Source organism: Ignavibacteria bacterium, from assembly GCA_016707005.1.
In the GTDB taxonomy this organism is placed as follows: domain Bacteria; phylum Bacteroidota; class Ignavibacteria; order Kapaibacteriales; family Kapaibacteriaceae; genus UBA10438.
Window position 1 is genome coordinate 592,424 of record JADJIQ010000001.1, and the last position, 17,706, is coordinate 610,129.

The following is a 17,706-nucleotide window of genomic DNA, read 5'->3' on the forward strand; positions in this document are numbered from 1 at the left end:
CTCGAAATCTGCATTGAGGCCCTTATGCGTTCGCTCATCACGATGCTGGTACTACTGATCTCGGCTCTTTCTACTCAGGCCCAGTGGACCGTGCAGCTGAAACCACGGACCATTACAGGGATGCCTGGTTTGCAGTCATTTGCAGCTGCCGAATTCTCCGGACGTTGGCTCTTCATTGGCGGCAGGATAGACGGACTTCATCAGCGACAACCCCCGCGGTCCTTCCTTGCCTCGGAAAACAACACCCACATCTGGCTCGTTGACCAAGTCCGCGGCTCCGTCAAGAGTGTCTCGGTGAGCTCCTTGCCGGTTGATCTTGCTGACCAGCTCAGCTCAACGAATGTTGAGTTTGAACATATCGGCACCCGACTCTACCTCATAGGCGGGTACGGATTCTCTCGGTCAGCCGGTGATCATGCAACGTTCAATGCCATGATCATCGTCGATCTGCCAAAACTCATTCAAGAGATCGATAAGGGGGCGTTAACAGAAGCCCCATTCAAACGAGTTGTTGATGACCGACTTGCCGTAACGGGTGGCGGACTCGGAGTGCTTGGTGATGAGCTCGTACTTGCCGGAGGACAACGATTCGACGGACGTTACAATCCTATGAACGGTCCGTCCTTCACGCAGAAGTATACCGATGAGGTGCGGTTCTTTCGATTCGATACCACTGGTCCGACTGCGCGCATCACCGACTACCGCACATTCACCAACGCTGTTGAGCTCCATCGTCGCGACTACAACTTTGTGCCGATAGTACGGCGCGATGGGACGTATGGCTATACCATGTTCTCAGGGGTCTTTCAGATCCCGGATGATAGTCCATACCTGACCCTCGTCGATATCGATGATTCGGGCTACGTTGTTCGTGACGGAGCACGTCAGTATCTGAGCCACTACCACAGTGCCGTTTTGCCAATGATCGATTCTGCGGAGGGGGCGATGCATACTGTCTTCTTTGGCGGAATGAGTCAGTATGACATTGACGGCACGGGCACACTGACACGCAATGACAGTGTACCGTTCAGGCGCACCATCAGCAGGATGTCGCAACATGCCGACGGTACAACACGCGAAACAAAACTCACTGTCTCGATGCCCGACCTCCTTGGTGCAGGAGCGGAGTTCATGATGGATCCTAGTGTGCCAACCACAGCTCATGGAGTGGTGTTGTTACATCAAATGGTGGGTGACACGTTGAAGATGGGTTCCATCGTGGGTGGTATTCGGAGTAGCGCGCCCAACATCTTTTGGGTGAACGACGGAACGCAGAGTACGGCCAATGCAACGATCTATGATGTGTCGTTGATCAGAACGCCAACGAACATAGAAGACGATATCGTCGTCAATTCGCGATCTGTCCTATCGGCTCGGATCCTCAGTCAAACCCCTACACACATCACCGTTGCCTTTGCCCTTGCAGACCGAACCGACATCTATGCCATCATTCACACCATCGGAGGTGAGATCCTTGCCGAATACCGCAGAGGTCCGTTCGATACCGGCAAATATGATCTTCGGTTGGATGTCCAGAACATTGCCTCACAGCCGCTCTACATTTCGATCCATGCAGCAGGAGAAGTAGTGACGTTGCCCGTTGGACATCTTCGCTGATAAGGGCTCGACTTGGAAATAGGAGCTGTATGTCCGAAATTAGTGGCTGTTCTATCGATCACCACCGTTTGGAGAATGGACATGGAGCGGAAAAGACGAAGCTGGGCCGAACCGTATAAGATCAAGATGGTTGAGCCCCTTGTGATGACAACACGCGAACAACGTCTGCGTGCCATCGAAGAGGCCGGATACAACACCTTCTTGCTTCGATCTGCCGATGTCTACATCGACCTCCTTACTGACTCCGGAACGAGTGCGATGAGTGACCGTCAATGGGCGGGCATGATGATGGGGGATGAGGCCTACTCCGGCTCCGAGAACTTCTATCATCTGGAGAATGCCGTTCGTGAACATTATGGGTACACCTATGTGATCCCAACACACCAAGGCAGAGGTGCAGAGCATCTCATCTCCAAGATCCTCATCAAGCCGGGTGATGTTGTTCCGGGGAATATGTACTTCACAACCACGCGCCTCCATCAAGAGCTTGCCGGTGCTTCGTTTGAGGACATCATCGTTGATGAAGCGCATGATCCAACGTCCACCTTTGCTTTCAAAGGCAACGTTGATCTGACAAAACTTCAGTCGTTGATCGACCGCGTTGGTGCAGATCGAATCCCATACGTCACCATCGGTGCTACTGTGAACATGGCAGGGGGTCAACCGATCAGCATGGCCAACCTCCGCGCGGTGCGAGAACTCACCGCCGCACAAGATCCGTGTTGTCCTTGATGCCACGCGTGCTGTTGAGAATGCATGGTTCATCAAGGCCAGAGAAGAAGGATATGCCGACAGATCAGTAGCAAGCATCCTCTTGGAGATCTGTTCCCTCAGTGATGCCGCAACCATGAGCGGGAAGAAGGATCTGCTTGTGAACATCGGCGGATTCCTTGCTATGCGTGATGAGTGGATCTACAACGAAGCTCGTACGCTTGTTGTGGTGTATGAGGGTATGCATACGTATGGCGGTTTGGCCGGACGTGACATGGAAGCAATGGCCATTGGGATCAAGGAGGCAGTGCAGGACGATCATATCCGTGCTCGGGTAGGCCAGGTAGAGTACCTCGGAGAACAGCTCATTGAAGCAGGAATTCCCATCGTATTGCCCATTGGTGGACACGCCATCTACCTCGATGCAAAACGCTTCCTCCCGCACCTCACGCAAGATCAATATCCTGCACAGATGTTGGCTGCCCAGTTATATATCGAAGGGGGCATACGGGCTATGGAGCGGGGGATCGTTTCCGCCGGACGTGATCCGAACACCGGGGCACAGCGCTATCCCAAGCTCGAACTTGTACGACTTACCATCCCACGTCGGGTCTACACCCAGGCCCACCTTGACGTAACCGCCGAGGTGGTGATGGACCTCTTTGACCGTCGCGAATCCATCCCCGGTCTAGAGATGACCTACGAACCACGCTACCTCCGATTCTTCCAAGCACGATTCAGCCCCCTCCAATGACCATCATCGAACCCTTCAAGATCAAGAGTGTGGAGCCCATTCGCTTCACAACACGCGAACAACGCGAACAACTGCTCAAGGATGCGGCCTACAATCCGTTCTTGCTGCATGCCGATGATGTGCTCATCGATCTCTTAACGGATTCCGGTACAACGGCAATGAGTGCGCTTCAATGGTCGGGCATCATGAACGGCGACGAAGCCTATGCCGGATCGCGGTCATATTACCGTTTTGAGAATGTGTTGCGTGCTCTTACCGGCTTCACCCACATCATCCCCACGCACCAAGGTCGGGCAGCTGAGAAGATCCTCTTCTCTCTCGTAGGGGGCGTTGGCAAGGCGATCCCCAACAACACCCACTTCGATACCACTCGAGCCAACATCGAATACTCCGGAGCCATTGCGATAGATCTGCTCAATGCTGTTGGAAAGCAGCCATCCGTGCGTGCCGATTTCAAGGGCAACATGGACGTGGATGCTCTTGTTCAGCTCATCGAGCGCGAGGGAGTAGAGAACATTCCGCTTGTGATGGTCACCGTCACGAATAATTCAGGGGGCGGACAACCCGTCTCCATGGCCAACATCAAGGCCGTGCGCGCTGTGTGTGATACCTACAAGATCCCGCTCTTCCTCGATGCATGCCGATTCGCAGAGAATGCCATGTTCATCAAGATGCGCGAGCCGGGATATGAGAATGTGTCCGTGCGCGATATCGCCCACGAGATGTTCTCTTTGGCCGACGGTGCAACGATGAGTGCAAAGAAGGACGGCATGGTCAACACCGGCGGTTTCCTTGCAATGCATGACGGTGTGCTGGCAGAACGTGCACGCACCGTGCTGATCGTGACGGAAGGGTTCCCAACCTATGGCGGACTTGCACGAAGAGACCTCGAGGCAATGGCGCAGGGGTTAGAAGAGGTACTTGAAGAGGACTACCTGCGGTACCGACTGCGGAGCGTGGAATACTTCGGCGACAAGCTCCGTGCGGCTGGCGTCCCGATCCTAGAGCCGACAGGAGGTCATGCCGTCTACCTCGACGCAAAACGGTTCGCTCCGCACATCCCTCCATCACAGTTCCCGGGTCAAGCCATCAGTTGCGCTATCTATCTCGAAGGGGGCATCCGTGGCGTAGAGATCGGTTCGCTGATGTTCGGAACAACAGACGAGCAAGGTCAACACGTTGGACCGGACATGGAGCTCGTTCGACTCGCCATTCCGCGCAGAGTCTACACTCAAAGCCACATCGACTATTGCTCAGAAGTGATCATCAACGTCTACAACCAACGCGAATCACTCCGCGGCATGAAGCTAACGTATGAGGCAGAATATCTGCGTCACTTTACTGCACAGCTGGAGTATGTTGAGTAGAAGCATTCTTCATCAGGAAGAACGCACCGATCCCCATCAGTAACGTGGCAGGGAAGGCAGAGCCGATGCCGAGAGGCATCACAGCAACGAAGAAGGTCATAGCGCCGATGGCTGCGAAACGCTGCCATCTTCCGCCGAGCATCATACCGAGTGCTATAAGGCCTTGACCAATGGCTACTGGGATGATCACCGCCAGGGTATTACTGGAAAACCACCCGTCGATGAAATCCACGAGGAATGGGAAGACAGCAAAGTAGGCGTAGTCCGCATACACCTCCGGAGTATCGAGCACGGTGGTGATGTTGAACCAGCAGGCCCAGCCGAAGAGCGCAGTATAGAGGTAGCGAGAGGCTATAGGCCACTTGGCTGCGGTAATGGCAAGGATAGCACCACCGGCGTTTGACACGCCGTAGGCTATCCAGAAGGTAGAGTCATCGTAAATGATCTGCATGGTTCAATCTACCAATCCCGGCACAATGAAGCTACCGTTGTTCGTGCCGAGCGAACATCGGTTCTGATCATGTTCTTCAAGAATTGACGGATCGTGTGACGCGAGTCATCGCTGATGGTGCCCTCCGGCAGGTCACCGGTCCAAACACGTGTAACAGCATGATCGTGGATGGCGCCAAGGAAGGACTCAACGTCTTCCACTAAGGAATGTCGACGTTTGTTTGTGCGATCATGCACCGGAGCAAGATCCAGGAGATACGTGATGTCCTTGAGGTCCCTTCGGATCTTGTGCAAGACCTCCATATCGTCGAGGTCCTTACAGATCTTGCACACATGTTTGTATCGACCCTTGATGTAGTGGTCGCGTGCTCGCTCCATGCTGAGATCTGTCATACCGGCGAGCACCTGCTCTGCCGCAGAACGCACAGTCGATAGGGCTGCATCATCCAGAATGGAAAGTTCGTGTTTGAGCGAATGAATGGACGATGCTCGTATCGCACGAAGTCTTCGCAATACGAACGACACATCGATCGATCCCTCTTTTGCGATCTCTGCAATGATGGCGATCATGATCTCCGGCTCACGTACACGGCCGCATGCATGATAGAGTGGACGCAGCGCCTCCAACATCTCGCTCTTGTCCAATGCACGCATCACCGACATCACCTTCTTGGTGGCAACTCGCATCTCATGCACATGCGAACTCGAAACAGAAATGCGCAGGGCCCCAACCTCTGTAAGAAGTCGCAGCCACTGCGCATTGTAAAACATCTTCATTTCATTTGAATTCGCTGTTCGCTATTCGCTACTCGCTATTCGCTATTCAACGACTTTCATTTCGACGCGGCGGTTGGCGGCGCGGGCTTCATCGGTTGCGCCTTGAACTGCTGGTTGACGTTTCCCAAATCCCTTTGCCTCGAGGCGGGTGGCTGGTACGCCCCCTGCAACAACATAGTTCAGAACGGACTGTGCACGACGGAGGGAGAGGGCATCGTTGTAGTCATCGGAACCTTGATCATCGGTATGACCATCAAAGCGAAGTTTGATGGTCGGGTTCTCGCGAAGGAGTTCGATGATGCGTTCGAGTTCAGGGGTTGACTCGCTTTTTAGTTCTGACTTGTCGTAATCGAAGAAGACCAAAAGTCGGGCTCCGCCCTTAGTAAGGGGCGAGAGATCGATATCCTTCTTCACGGTTGTTCCCTTTGCACCAGGCGGAACTTCATACCGTTCTGTATGGAAGACGTAGCCGGGTGCACTTGCTGTGATGGAATAGATCCGACCCGGTGTGAGCGTCACATAATATTGTCCGGATTGATCATCACTGCGAAGTCCGGCTACCTTCTTTCCCGTAGCAAGATCTGTTACGGTGATCGTGGATCCGAGTGGAACCTTTGTTGTGGCATCGGCAACAACACCCTCAACAAGCGTGACCGCTTCAGAAGGGAATGGATTGGGTGTTACGGTGTAGTTGTCGTAATCACCATTCGAGGTTGTGCGACTCAGCAACGCCTGATCAGAATTCGGAAGTGCGGAGTAGAACATTTCGTCAGCGGCGGTGTTCACAGGATCGGAAAGTCTGCGGATATCGGTCACAGCCGACCCAGAGATCTTTGCAACGTAGATATCAAAGCCACCTGCTCCACCGGCACGGTCGCTGGAGAAATAGATCGTCTTTCCGTCGGCAGCGATCACCGGAGACATCTCACTCTTTGCCGTATTGATCCCGGCAAGGGGCTTTGCTGCACCCCACGAAGAACCTCCCCATGTGGCAACGTAAATATCTGTTTCACCGTTGCCGCCCGGACGGTCGGAGACAAAGTAGAGCGTGCGACCATCAGCGGTGATCGACGGATGAGCGTCGTAGAAATCGGTGTTGATCGCTGCGCCCAGGTTGGTCACTTCGATCCACTTCCCGTTGACCTTGCGAGCGGAGTAGAGATCTGTTCGACCACGTCCGTCAACATCGTTCTCATATGAGGCAAAGATGATGGACTGACCGTCAGGCGTAAGTGTACCCGACCCGCTGTGGGTTGCATCGTTCACATCGCCAAGCAGGTTGGTAGCGGCGGTCCAGCCGCCACTTGTACGCTCCATGGTGCGAAGGCGTTGTCCATCGCCCCCTTCATCAGAAGTAAAGATGATCACGCGGCCATGATTTGTGTAGGCCGGTGCGAAATCGTCAGTGGATGTGTTGTTATCGAGAGGTTCGATCCGGATGTTCTGCGCCGATGCCATTGTACAGGCGAGAAGGAGCAGGATCGGTAGAATGCGTGATACCATGTGGTGCTCCTTTCTTACAGCGTGAACCAAAGTGAGAGAGATGCCTGAAGGCTGTTCAGACTTCCAGTCGAGATCTCTACTACTCGAGAAGGGGGATTGGTGATCTCCTGCGTGTTATCGAGGAGTGATGTAGATGTGTCGTACTCCGTGAACATGTATTGGTACCCAACGCGGGGTACGAGGTGGATCGTAGACGTGAGAGGGATCATGTAGCCAAGTCCAATATCGAGTCCGAAACGTGTTGAAGGATTTGCCGTGCCCGTTGTTGTGTTCGAAGTAGAGGTCAATGTGAACTGACCATTTTCATCAACGAACCTACATGCATCAGCTGGGTCGATCGCTTGATTGACGGTTGATTCAACATCGGAGACAGCAACCTGGATCACAGGGCCCAGATGGGCAAAAAATCCATCGGTGATGGAGAAACGGATCAATGGATTCATCGTGAAGTAGCTGATCGTATTGGTATAATCCACTGCGATCTCAGCTTGCACTACGTTTACATTACCGTAGCCATCGAGGACCGAGCAATCTCGTACAACATCATTCTTGCTACCGCTCACGGACTTCATGTCGTACAAGAATCGTCCACCGATAGCGATCGATTTTGATACGGCAACCTCGGCATAGAGTCCAAACAGAGGTGAGATACCACTTCCGGACGCAAAGGTATTGAAGAAGGACGTTGAGGATGCCCCTGTTACATCACGTGATGTCGTCGAATAGTTGATCCCGGCCTCGAGACCGAGGCGCCAGGTAAGCCCCCTACTGCTGGACTTGCGTTTGCCGGATTCCACGGCACCGGGACGACCCTTTGGGCGAAGAACGTCTTCTTGTGCAGGCAGGGCCACGCAGCCGACGATGAATGCAATGATGAGACACGACCAAGTTCTCACTGATCCCTCCAAGACTATTGTAGACAAGAGAAGGCGCAATCTACAACACAAACCACAGCGAGAGCGAGGCTTGAAGGCTTCGTAAAACTCCCTCAGTCGCAGTGTAGGTGGTCAGCCCAGTGCTATACTGGCTGGTGTCATCCAGTCCGGTAGTCTGCTCGGTAAACGGGGTGAACATCCATTGATAGCCTAATCTCGGTACCAGATCGAGCCAAGGGGCGAGGGGGATCATGTATCCGACCCCGGCATCGATGCCGAACCGAACATCCGGATCGGCCGGACCTGTGCTGCTTTCTATTCTGGTGGTGCTTAGTTCGGTGCCGTTGGAGAATCGACAGTCTTCACCGTCATCCATGATCTCCGTGAGGGTAGTGGTAGTGTTACCTAGAGCAAACTGAACAACCGGTCCGCACTGGATAAAGAGTCGGGCAACGGGGCTCCATCGCACTAGGGGAGAGATGGTGAAGTACGTCAGTGTTGTTTCATATTCCGAAGAAAGAGCAGCGAACGTATAGCCGATCGCATATCCCGATAGCGGGTCATAGATCGGACAATCCTCGATCACATCTTCCTTTCGTGCCGTAAAGCTCTTCACATCATACAGCACGCGAACTCCAACCGCAACTGAACGTGCTACATCCAGTTCAACGTAGAGTCCAGCAAGGGGCGATATACCACTGCCACCCTCATACACCATGTATGGCGACGTTGCGAGTATACCCGTTACATCCCTCGAAGCAGTGTTGAGGTTCATGCCACCTTCCACTCCAACACGAAGGAACGGTCGCCTCACAGGTCTCCGTTCTCGCGCAGCAACCGTATCACCGTCAGGCGGAACCTTATCCTTCGGCTGCCTCTTTGCTGCCGGACGAAGAATGTCTTCTTGAGCAAACACGGGCGAAGCCAGAGATACAAGAGATACGAGAGATACGAGAGATACAAGAGATACTAGAGATACTAGAGATACTCTACCTTTCATGGTATGTATCTCCGTATCTCGTGTATCTCGTGTATCTCGTGTATCTCATGTATCTCATGTATCTCCGTGATTATCAGTAATTATCGATCTGCGCACGTTGCAGCTTTCCGCTGAAATCAACGTAGACCGTCTTCCATTCCGTGAAGATGTCGAACACTGTCCAGCCCCCTTCGCGATGTCCATTGCCTGTACCCTTGATACCACCGAATGGCATATGGGCTTCTGCGCCGATGGTTGGGGCATTGATGTAGGTGATACCGGCTTCGATATCGCGGATGGCGGTGAATGCAGCATTTACGTCACGGGTGTAGATGCTGGAAGAGAGACCATACGCAGAATCGTTGGCGAGTTCGAGGGCGTGCTCGAACGACGTGGCTTTCGCGACGCTGAGGACCGGGCCAAAGATCTCTTCTTGGAAGATGCGATCTGTGCGTTCAACATCGGTGAAGATCGTTGGTTTCACAAAGAAGCCGTTTGCCTTTGTTCCGTCAACATCACGTTCGCCGCCAAGCACACATGTGGCTTCGCCCTTACCGATCTCGATGTAGGAGAGGATCTTGTCGAGCTGACGTTGGTTGATCACCGGTCCTACCTGTGCATCGGCATTCGTGAGTCCATTACCGAGGATCAGGGCTGACGCTTGTTTCACTAACTCTGCGATGAACGTGTCGTGGATGGCCTCGTGCAGGATCAATCGCGATGTGGCTGTGCAGCGTTGTCCGGTGGTACCAAACGCGCCCCACAGCACACCATGCAGAGCCAGATCCATATCGGCATCCGGCATCACGATCTGTGCATTCTTGCCGCCCATTTCGAGCGAGACCTTCTTATTGAGAGCACCGCAACGAGCAGCGATAGCATTGCCAGTAGTGGTAGAGCCCGTAAAGCCAACTACGCGGACATCCGGATGTTCAACGATAGCAGAGCCTGCTTCACCATTCCCGTGGATCACATTAAACACACCGGCGGGGAGTCCGGCTTCTTCCAAGATCTCTGCAAAGATGTTCGCACTATGCGGAGAATCATCGCTCGGTTTGAAGACAACAGTATTTCCGCATGCAAGAGCAGGTATGATCTTCCACGATGGAACAGCGATAGGGAAGTTCCATGCCGTGATGATCCCACACACACCGATCGGCATCCGGAAGGACATGTTCATCTTGTTATTCATTTCGGAGGGGGCGTTATAGCCAAACAACCTCCGCGTTTCCGTTGCAGAGTAGTAACACGTGTCGATCGCTTCCTGGATGTCGCCCTTCGTTTCAGCGAGCGTCTTACCCATCTCCCGCGTCATGATCGCCGCAAGCTCATCCTTACGGCGCGTGAAGATGTCGCCCGCAACGCGCAGGATATCTCCACGCTTCGGCGCCGGCAACAATCTCCACTGCTTATAGGCAGCAGAAGCAGCATCAACGGCAGCTGCAACATCATCAGCTGATGAAAGCGGAAACGCACCGATCACATCCGTGGCGTCGGCCGGATTGAGGTTGTTGAACGTGCGTCCGGTTGAGGATGGAAGCCATTGGCCAGCGATGTAGTTCTTCATAGTTACGGGGTTACGAGGTTACGGGGTTACAGAGTGACTTTATGACGTTATGACGGTATGACTCTTATGACGCTATGACGTTATGACACTGTCACATTCATGACGTTGTGGAGTCACGTTTGGGGGTTGTGGAGGCACAAAGATCGTGAAAAGGAAACTCACACGATCTAGGAACGACTATGCCTACCATTTCAGTATTTTTCGGAATCGTGATAACGATGTTTTGGGAAGACCATAACGTGCCGCATATTCATGCGTTCTATGGAGAATACTCGGCGTCGATCACGATAGAGTCGGCTGAGATATACGCTGGTGCGTTACCACCTCGAGTGACGAATTTAGTCAAGGAATGGATAGAGCTCCATCGAGAGGAATTGAGGGAGAATTGGGATCTATTACGTAAGGTCATACAATGTATATCGTAGAACCATGGATCGTAACTGTTGTCAGACCGCTCATGGGCAGAACATTGGAAGTAGAGTTCCGGGACGGCACAACGGGATCTATCGATCTGCATGAGCTGATCTACAGCAGCGATGCCGGAGTCTTTGAAGCGTTGCGTGATGATGACGAGTTCGCTCGGGTCTATATCGAGCACGGGGCCGTTACCTGGCCATGTGGAGTTGATCTAGCGCCGGACGGGATGTGGGCGGAGATCACGGGGAAAGACCCGTTTGAAGTATGACATCAATACATTATGACGTTATGACATTATGACGTTATGACGTCATAACCGTCATAACAGTCATATCGTCATACCGTCATACCGTCATAACCGTCATACCGTCATACCGTCATAACAGTCATAACCGTCATACCGTCATAACGTCATAAAGGTCATAACCGAAAGATCTCATACTCCGGCTCTATATCGCCCCTTGCAATACGTTTGAGTTTGCCTTGGGCAAGGGTACGTCTGATGGGGGAGAGGCGTTCGTAGAAGTAGATGCCGTTGAGGTGATCGATCTCGTGTTGCATCACACGTGCGAGGAGTCCACCAACCTCCAAACGTTGTTCCTTCATGTGCCGGTCGAGAAAGCGGACCTGAATCTCGCTTGGACGGATCACAACATCGCGTAGGTCGGGGAGACTGAGGCACCCTTCTTCGAACTCTTCTTCGTTGTCGGAAAAGGCTTCAACAACGGGGTTGATCAGAACGAGTGGACCGTCTGTTTCATCTTCCTCTTCCGCATCGGAGATATCGATCACGGTAAGGGAGAGCCCCTTACCAACTTGATTTGCTGCCAGACCGATGCCGTTGGCATTGTACATCGTGGCGAACATATCGTCGATCAGCGAATTGAGTTCATCGGAGAGATCGGGGATCTCGATGGTTCGTTGCTTCAGGACGGGATGGTTATATGTGTAGACGGGAAGGATCATGCAACGATGTCGAGGAGCTGTTTGATATCCTCCAGGACATAGTCCACATCCTTGAGGTCTTGGTTTCCAAAGGAGTCGCCGTACTGTGCGAACGCGGTCTTCATCCCTGCATTACGTGCACCGAGCATATCACGTTCTGCCCAATCGCCAACCATGATGGCATTTTCCGGGGCTACATCCAATCTGCTCAGGACGGTTTTGAATGGTAGGGGGCTTGGTTTGCGCTCGCCGGTATCGTCAAAGGTCACAACCACATCAAAGAAGTGATGGTAGTTGATGAAGCACAACCGCAACCATGCTTCGCGCGTTGGGGCATCACTGAGGATGCCGAGCTTGATCCCACGGCGGTTGAGTTGCATCAGCGTTGCCGTTACATGCGGATACGGCTTGAGGGCTGCCTCACGTGCTCTGCGATAGGCGATGATGCCCGCAGAGATGATGCGAGGATCAACGTGACCCAGCACGTCCATGAGGAGTCGGTCAAACACCTGTTGGTATTCAATCCCCAACTCCTTGTAAATGCTGTCGATATGCTCCTTCACCTGATCATACGTCAGGTTCAGACCGGCATCCATCATAGCGCCGATGGCAGCATCCACAGCCTGACGCTTCATGGCCATGAAGTCCACAAGCGTGTTGTCGAGGTCGAATACAACGGCTTTGATCATCGCGCAAGATACGTACACGTCACGTTTCGACCCTCCCAATGCACTCTATACTAGTTCAAAGAAGCATTTGTGAACAGGTAAAGAAAGTATTACCTTTGTGAGTCGGACATGTCCTTTAATGATGTCTTGAGAATTCTTCTTCGTGATGGATGGTATGAGGTGCGACACACGGGGGGACACATGATGCTACGACATCCGACCAAGAACGGACAGATCGTCCTTCCCCGACATGGAAAGCGCGAGATAGGCAAAGGTCTCTTACTACGTATTCTAAAAGATGCCAACATTGTGACAACGGGTGACGCATGAAACCGTACACGTTCATAGTCGAGAGAACAAACACCGGATACTCCGGGTTTTGCGAGGAGTATGCTGTCTATACGGCTGCAGATGATGTTTCATCCCTACGCAAGACTGCGGTTGAGGCACTCGAGTTGTATTTCAGCGAAGAGTCTCGTGTGATCAAACCACAACAGATCGCACTTCAACTGGAATTGACGCAGTTGTTCGCTTTTTACAACGTGATCAATTCAAGCGCTTTTGCCCGTCGTATAGGAATGAATGAAAGCTTGTTGGCACAATATGTTCTTGGTCTCAAACGCCCTAGTGAAAAACAAACACGCAGAATCGTTCAGGGACTGCGCGATCTCGGAGCCGAACTCTTAAAGCTTGACGTAACCCCGTAACCCCGTAACCCTGTAACCCTGTAACCCCGTAACCCTGTAACCCCGTAACCCCGTAACTGCGTAGTTTTGAACATGACTCTTACAGAAAACATCGTTGAGCAGATCAAGTCTGCCATGAAATCGGGTGACAAGGTTCGCCTGGAAACATTGCGCTCGTTGAGGGCGGGGATCCTTGAGTTTGAGAAGAGCGGCATTGGTCGCGAGATGACGTCGGACGATGAGTTCAAGATCTTGAATTCTGCCGCCAAGAAGCGGAAGGATTCAATTGAACAGTTCGACGCAGCCGGCTATACGGACCGTGCCAACACGGAGCGTACGGAACTGGCGATCATCATGGAGTTCCTGCCGGCGCAGATGTCGGAGGATGATGTGCGTGCCGCTGTGAAGGAGTTGGCAGCATCGATCGGTGCAACACAACAGAGCGACTTCGGTAAACTCATGGGTGCAGCAACAAAGGCACTGAAGGGGAAGGCCGATGGGTCATTGATCCAATCAGTGGCTAAACAGCTCTTGAGCGGCTCCTGACGATGGCTGCCTCGGAACGTGACCTGCTCGAAACAGCACTGGATGAACTGGAGTTTCCGCGCGTCCTCGAAGCCATAGCACGTCATTGTGTGTCGGATGCGGGCTCTGAACGAATGTTGCAGCTTCGTCCGACGATGGATGCGGTGGTTCTGCGTGCCGACCTCGACCGTGTGAGTGAAGTCCTCGATCTTATCGCAATGGGTGAGACCATTCCCTACGATCGAATGTCTGATGTTAGGGGGCTTCTGTCACGCACCCGCATCGAAGGGAACTTCCTCTCTGCGCCGGACATGCTCAAGGTCCTCGAAGCTCTCCAAACATCGCGGAACCTGAAGTCGTTCTTCCGAGAACGTCACGCTCGTTGCGAGCAGGTGCTTACGTTCTGTGAGCCCCTTGTCGAAGATCGTGTCCTGGAAAAACATATCACCGATGCGATCGATGATACGGGCAATGTGCGCGATAATGCGAGCAGGGAACTGCTGAATATCCGCCGAGAGATCCATGAGCTCAGTGCTCGACTTCGCATTCGACTTCAACGCATGCTGAAGAAGTTCGGTGAAGAGGAGCTGCTGCAAGAGGATTTCATCACACAACGCGACGGACGATTCGTACTGCCGTTGCGCGTTGAAACGAAACGAAGTGTTGAAGGCATCATCCACGGCGTATCGGCATCGGGACAGACGGTCTTCATGGAGCCCGCCGAGACGTATGAGATGAATAACGATCTCGCCATTCTCAACGGACGTGAACAGCGAGAGATCATTCGCATCCTCACTACCATCACGAGTGAGGTTGGTGCGGTGTCGTATGGTATTGAGTCGGCTGTGGCGGTTCTTACGGAACTCGACACCATCCTGGCCCGCGCCCGTTTCGCCCTGGACCATGGCGGCATCAAACCCGTGATCGTCGATGATGAAGAGATCGAACTCACAAACGTTCATCATCCCATCCTTGCGATCAATGCAAAACGTACACGCGATGTGGTTATCCCGCTCAGTGTGCGATTTGATGCAACAACCCGCGGCATCCTTATCTCCGGACCCAATGCCGGTGGGAAGACCGTTGCGATGAAGGCCATTGGACTCACAATGTCGATGGCAATGAGCGGCATCTTTCCTCTTGGTATGTGTTCGATGCGACCTCGCAGGATCACCACGGCCATCGGTGATCACCAGAGTATTGAGTCGAACCTCTCTACCTTCTCATCACAGATCATCCGACTTCGCGATGTGCTCTCTCATTGCGACGGCAACGCCCTTGTCCTGATCGATGAGATCTGTGCCGGTACTGATCCGGCGGAAGGGGGCGCCTTGGCTGCCGGGATCCTCGACTCCCTCATTGAACGTGGTGCATGTTTTGTGGTAACCACCCACCAATCATCGCTCAAACAATACGCTCTCACACGATCATCGATCACCAACGCATCGTTGGAATTCGATGACCAAAAGATGCAGCCAACCTTCCGGTTTCTGTATGGTGTGCCGGGAAACTCCTATGCCTTCCATCTGGCAAAGGCCGTTGGACTGCCCGATATCGTCATTGAACGCGCCACCGGCTACCTCGGAGATCGTCACGGCGAACTCGAGAAGAGTATCAACGCCATGCAGCAATTCCGCACCGAAGCCGAGGCCGCTCATCGCGCCGCTGCGGAAGAACATGCCAAGGCAGAACGGTTGCGCAAGGACTACGAAGAACGCTTGGCCGCCGTCAAGCAAAAGCGCAGCAGCGTTGTAGAGGACGCGCGCGAAGAGGCACGCGAGATCCTCCGCAAGGCAAACGCCCTTGTTGAGAACACCATCCGCGAAGTGCGAGAGCAACAGAAGTCGGCAGCCGAGATCAAACGCGAATTCGAAGCCGGCAAGATCGATCAGACTTCCGAAGCCTCCGTTGTTTCATCACCGCACCCTGAGGTCGGTGACAGAACGGCGTTGAGTCCGGGAGCAACCGTCACCGTGCGTGGCACATCATCTTCCGGCACCATCATCAGCATTGATGAGAAGAGCAAGACCGCCATGATCGACGTCAACGGCATCAAATTCAAGGTGCCCCTTGACCAACTCGAACGTGGAGGACAGCCGGCACCTAAGGAACGAAGACGCGAAGCAAGTGTGGTAGATCACCTCAAGCTCGACTCCAGCACATCACTCGATCTGCGCGGCATGCGCGCCGACGAAGGACTGCGCGCCCTCGAAGACTTCATCAACGACGGCATCCTCGGTACCCTCACGCACGCCACCATCATCCACGGCAAGGGCACCGGCGCCATGCGCAAGGTTGTGCACGAATACCTCCATGAGCACCCGCAGATCAAGTCATGGCGCATCGGTACGATTCATGAAGGGGGCGATGGGATCACGGTGGTGGAGTTTCGTTAGATGGTTAGAGTGCTAGAATGTTAGAGTGTTAGAGTGCTAGAGTGGTAGAGTGGTAGAGTAACGCATTCTGCTGTAGGTGTGTCCATAAGAGAGACACACTGTGGAGGATGCCATGAGAGCACGTAGGATAGCACTCGCGATCTTGATCATGATCGGATCCATGGAGCCCCTTAGAACGCAGTATGTGCCGAGGTGGGAGGTGATCAATCACGTTCCTACTGATACGCACTTGCGGGCAAAGTCGATGGATGTGTCGAATGACCGAATAGTGGCGGCGTTTCAGGAGGTAGATTCAGACATCCTCCAAGTGTGGGTGACAACCGATGCACGGGGAGCCTGGACGCTCTTGCACCAAGAGTCGGGAGTGAAGGTTCGTGAGGTATGCGCGTTCTTTCGCAACGACGCGCGGATCATGGTGGTTGCTGTGCTCTATACAACGAGTGAATGGGATTGGGACGGAGATGACTCCACAACGATGCTGGTCCTAACGGAATGCAGCGGTGGTGGATTCAATCGCTCATTCCGACATGAGGGTGTTGGTAGAAAGACGATCGCACAGCGGAAACATGGAGTTGCCGTCCTGGCATACCATCCCACCACGAGTTACGACTCCGCTCGGCTTACTATTGAGATTCGCAATGACGACCTCATGCTGATCGGCTCTTTTGAAGCGGTGATCACATCAAAGGATGAACATTCATATCGTCGGGTAGACTCTCTCATTTGCGACCGGTTGCAGGTACCTTCATTCAATGGACTCTACGGCGGTCTCTACCATTGGAGTGAACATGTGCCCGGCTGGAGCAATTCGCGAGCTGCGATCGGTGTCTATCACCAAGGCAATGTTCTGCTTTGGAGGGGAGACTCATCGATGATCATCAACAAGTTTCATCCGCCGCACATCACCTCCGATCAGTATCGTCGCGTCTCACTAACTCAAAAGTGGAACAGACACCCAGATGCAAAGCAATATCACGTGGTCGTAAGAGCATCGTTCGGCGAGAAGGATGAAGACCGGGATATGCGAATCGTCCGCGACATCTATACACGTGACACCATGATCTACGTGACGGATCAGTTGCCCGGACAACTCATCGAAGTCTCTGTTCGACCCGTCAACCAGCACGACCTAGGACTCATCTGCACACGACGCACCTATCTCCCATTTTTGTTTCGTCCAGGCAACAGGCGTTCTCCAGCAAAACCTCCGGAGCTCACGCTTATGCCCAACCCGGCAACAACAGTGGTGTCTATCGGTGGAGACCGTCCGGCAGACAGATTGATCGTGGTGGATCTCACCGGTTCCGTGGTCTCAACGTCAACAGACGCTCGCACCCTGGACGTATCACATTTGCCCACCGGCACCTATGTCGTTCTGGCTCAGACAGGGGAGAGAACGGTTACGGAGAAGTTGTTTGTGCAGCGGTAGGGTTAGATAGTTAGATTGTTAGAGTGCTAGATTGTTAGAT

Annotated in this window: 17 protein-coding genes and 1 pseudogene; 10 read left to right on the forward strand and 8 right to left on the reverse strand. The window is 53.2% G+C overall.

The genetic code is table 11. The annotated features are described in order from the left end of the window. Positions 1–24 precede the first annotated feature (24 nt). The 3 genes and pseudogenes from IPI29_02560 (at position 25) to IPI29_02570 (ending at position 4,449) form a co-directional block, all read left to right on the forward strand. Positions 25–1,617 carry a hypothetical protein gene (locus IPI29_02560; protein MBK7411417.1) on the forward strand — a complete coding sequence of 531 codons (1,593 nt, stop codon included), beginning with the start codon at positions 25–27 and terminating at the stop codon, positions 1,615–1,617. Between the two features lie 75 nt (positions 1,618–1,692). Beyond that, positions 1,693–3,082 (forward strand): annotated as a pseudogene (locus IPI29_02565) (tyrosine phenol-lyase). Then, complete coding sequence (locus IPI29_02570; protein MBK7411418.1) at positions 3,079–4,449, forward strand: tryptophanase; 1,371 nt, start codon at positions 3,079–3,081, stop codon at positions 4,447–4,449. Before IPI29_02565 ends, IPI29_02570 begins: the two are co-directional and overlap by 4 nt. Here the strand turns inward: IPI29_02570 and IPI29_02575 are convergent. The 6 genes from IPI29_02575 to IPI29_02600 all read right to left on the reverse strand — a co-directional run bounded on the left by IPI29_02575 (position 4,421) and on the right by IPI29_02600 (position 10,600). Then, complete coding sequence (locus IPI29_02575; GenBank protein ID MBK7411419.1) at positions 4,421–4,900, reverse strand: hypothetical protein; 480 nt, start codon at positions 4,898–4,900, stop codon at positions 4,421–4,423. The genes IPI29_02570 and IPI29_02575 overlap by 29 nt on opposite strands. 8 nt (positions 4,901–4,908) lie before the next feature. Then, positions 4,909–5,676 carry a CHAD domain-containing protein gene (locus IPI29_02580; protein ID MBK7411420.1) on the reverse strand — a complete coding sequence of 256 codons (768 nt, stop codon included), beginning with the start codon at positions 5,674–5,676 and terminating at the stop codon, positions 4,909–4,911. Positions 5,677–5,718: 42 nt separating this feature from the next. Continuing rightward, positions 5,719–7,179 (reverse strand): PD40 domain-containing protein, encoded by a 1,461-nt coding sequence (locus tag IPI29_02585; protein ID MBK7411421.1) that lies wholly within the window; start codon positions 7,177–7,179, stop codon positions 5,719–5,721. A gap of 14 nt (positions 7,180–7,193) precedes the next feature. Continuing rightward, the gene (locus tag IPI29_02590; protein MBK7411422.1) at positions 7,194–8,075 is read right to left on the reverse strand and encodes an outer membrane beta-barrel protein; all 882 of its coding nucleotides are present in this window, start codon (positions 8,073–8,075) and stop codon (positions 7,194–7,196) included. A gap of 40 nt (positions 8,076–8,115) precedes the next feature. After that, entirely contained in the window at positions 8,116–8,970 is an 855-nt protein-coding gene (locus tag IPI29_02595; protein ID MBK7411423.1) for a PorT family protein, read from the reverse strand. Between the two features lie 157 nt (positions 8,971–9,127). After that, a complete protein-coding gene (locus tag IPI29_02600) occupies positions 9,128–10,600 on the reverse strand; it encodes an aldehyde dehydrogenase family protein (GenBank protein ID MBK7411424.1) in 1,473 nt (490 codons plus the stop codon). A 179-nt stretch (positions 10,601–10,779) separates the two neighbouring features. Between IPI29_02600 and IPI29_02605 the strand changes: the two genes are divergently transcribed. Together IPI29_02605 and IPI29_02610 are read left to right on the forward strand one after the other, a co-directional pair. After that, positions 10,780–11,025 (forward strand): DUF4160 domain-containing protein, encoded by a 246-nt coding sequence (locus IPI29_02605; GenBank protein ID MBK7411425.1) that lies wholly within the window; start codon positions 10,780–10,782, stop codon positions 11,023–11,025. Next, positions 11,013–11,285 (forward strand): DUF2442 domain-containing protein, encoded by a 273-nt coding sequence (locus tag IPI29_02610; protein ID MBK7411426.1) that lies wholly within the window; start codon positions 11,013–11,015, stop codon positions 11,283–11,285. The genes IPI29_02605 and IPI29_02610 overlap by 13 nt, the downstream gene beginning before the upstream one ends. Before the next feature lie 152 nt (positions 11,286–11,437). Here IPI29_02610 and def read toward each other — a convergent pair whose 3' ends face one another. Then, positions 11,438–11,983, reverse strand: a complete 546-nt coding sequence (gene def, locus IPI29_02615; GenBank protein MBK7411427.1) for a peptide deformylase — start codon at positions 11,981–11,983, stop codon at positions 11,438–11,440. Then, positions 11,980–12,651 (reverse strand): TIGR02253 family HAD-type hydrolase, encoded by a 672-nt coding sequence (locus tag IPI29_02620; GenBank protein MBK7411428.1) that lies wholly within the window; start codon positions 12,649–12,651, stop codon positions 11,980–11,982. The genes def and IPI29_02620 overlap by 4 nt, the downstream gene beginning before the upstream one ends. A gap of 108 nt (positions 12,652–12,759) precedes the next feature. On the opposite strand from IPI29_02620, the gene IPI29_02625 reads away from it, so the two are divergent. The 5 genes from IPI29_02625 to IPI29_02645 all read left to right on the forward strand — a co-directional run bounded on the left by IPI29_02625 (position 12,760) and on the right by IPI29_02645 (position 17,666). Further along, positions 12,760–12,960: a type II toxin-antitoxin system HicA family toxin gene (locus tag IPI29_02625; GenBank protein MBK7411429.1), complete on the forward strand. Its 201-nt coding sequence runs from the start codon at positions 12,760–12,762 to the stop codon at positions 12,958–12,960. Further along, positions 12,957–13,337, forward strand: coding sequence for an XRE family transcriptional regulator (locus IPI29_02630; GenBank protein ID MBK7411430.1), 381 nt, complete (start codon positions 12,957–12,959; stop codon positions 13,335–13,337). The genes IPI29_02625 and IPI29_02630 overlap by 4 nt, the downstream gene beginning before the upstream one ends. A 72-nt stretch (positions 13,338–13,409) precedes the next feature. Then, positions 13,410–13,862, forward strand: coding sequence for a GatB/YqeY domain-containing protein (locus tag IPI29_02635; protein ID MBK7411431.1), 453 nt, complete (start codon positions 13,410–13,412; stop codon positions 13,860–13,862). A gap of 2 nt (positions 13,863–13,864) precedes the next feature. Then, positions 13,865–16,237 carry an endonuclease MutS2 gene (locus tag IPI29_02640; GenBank protein ID MBK7411432.1) on the forward strand — a complete coding sequence of 791 codons (2,373 nt, stop codon included), beginning with the start codon at positions 13,865–13,867 and terminating at the stop codon, positions 16,235–16,237. A gap of 112 nt (positions 16,238–16,349) precedes the next feature. Beyond that, on the forward strand, positions 16,350–17,666 hold the full coding sequence (locus tag IPI29_02645) for a T9SS type A sorting domain-containing protein (GenBank protein MBK7411433.1): 1,317 nt from the start codon (positions 16,350–16,352) through the stop codon (positions 17,664–17,666). Positions 17,667–17,706 lie beyond the last annotated feature (40 nt).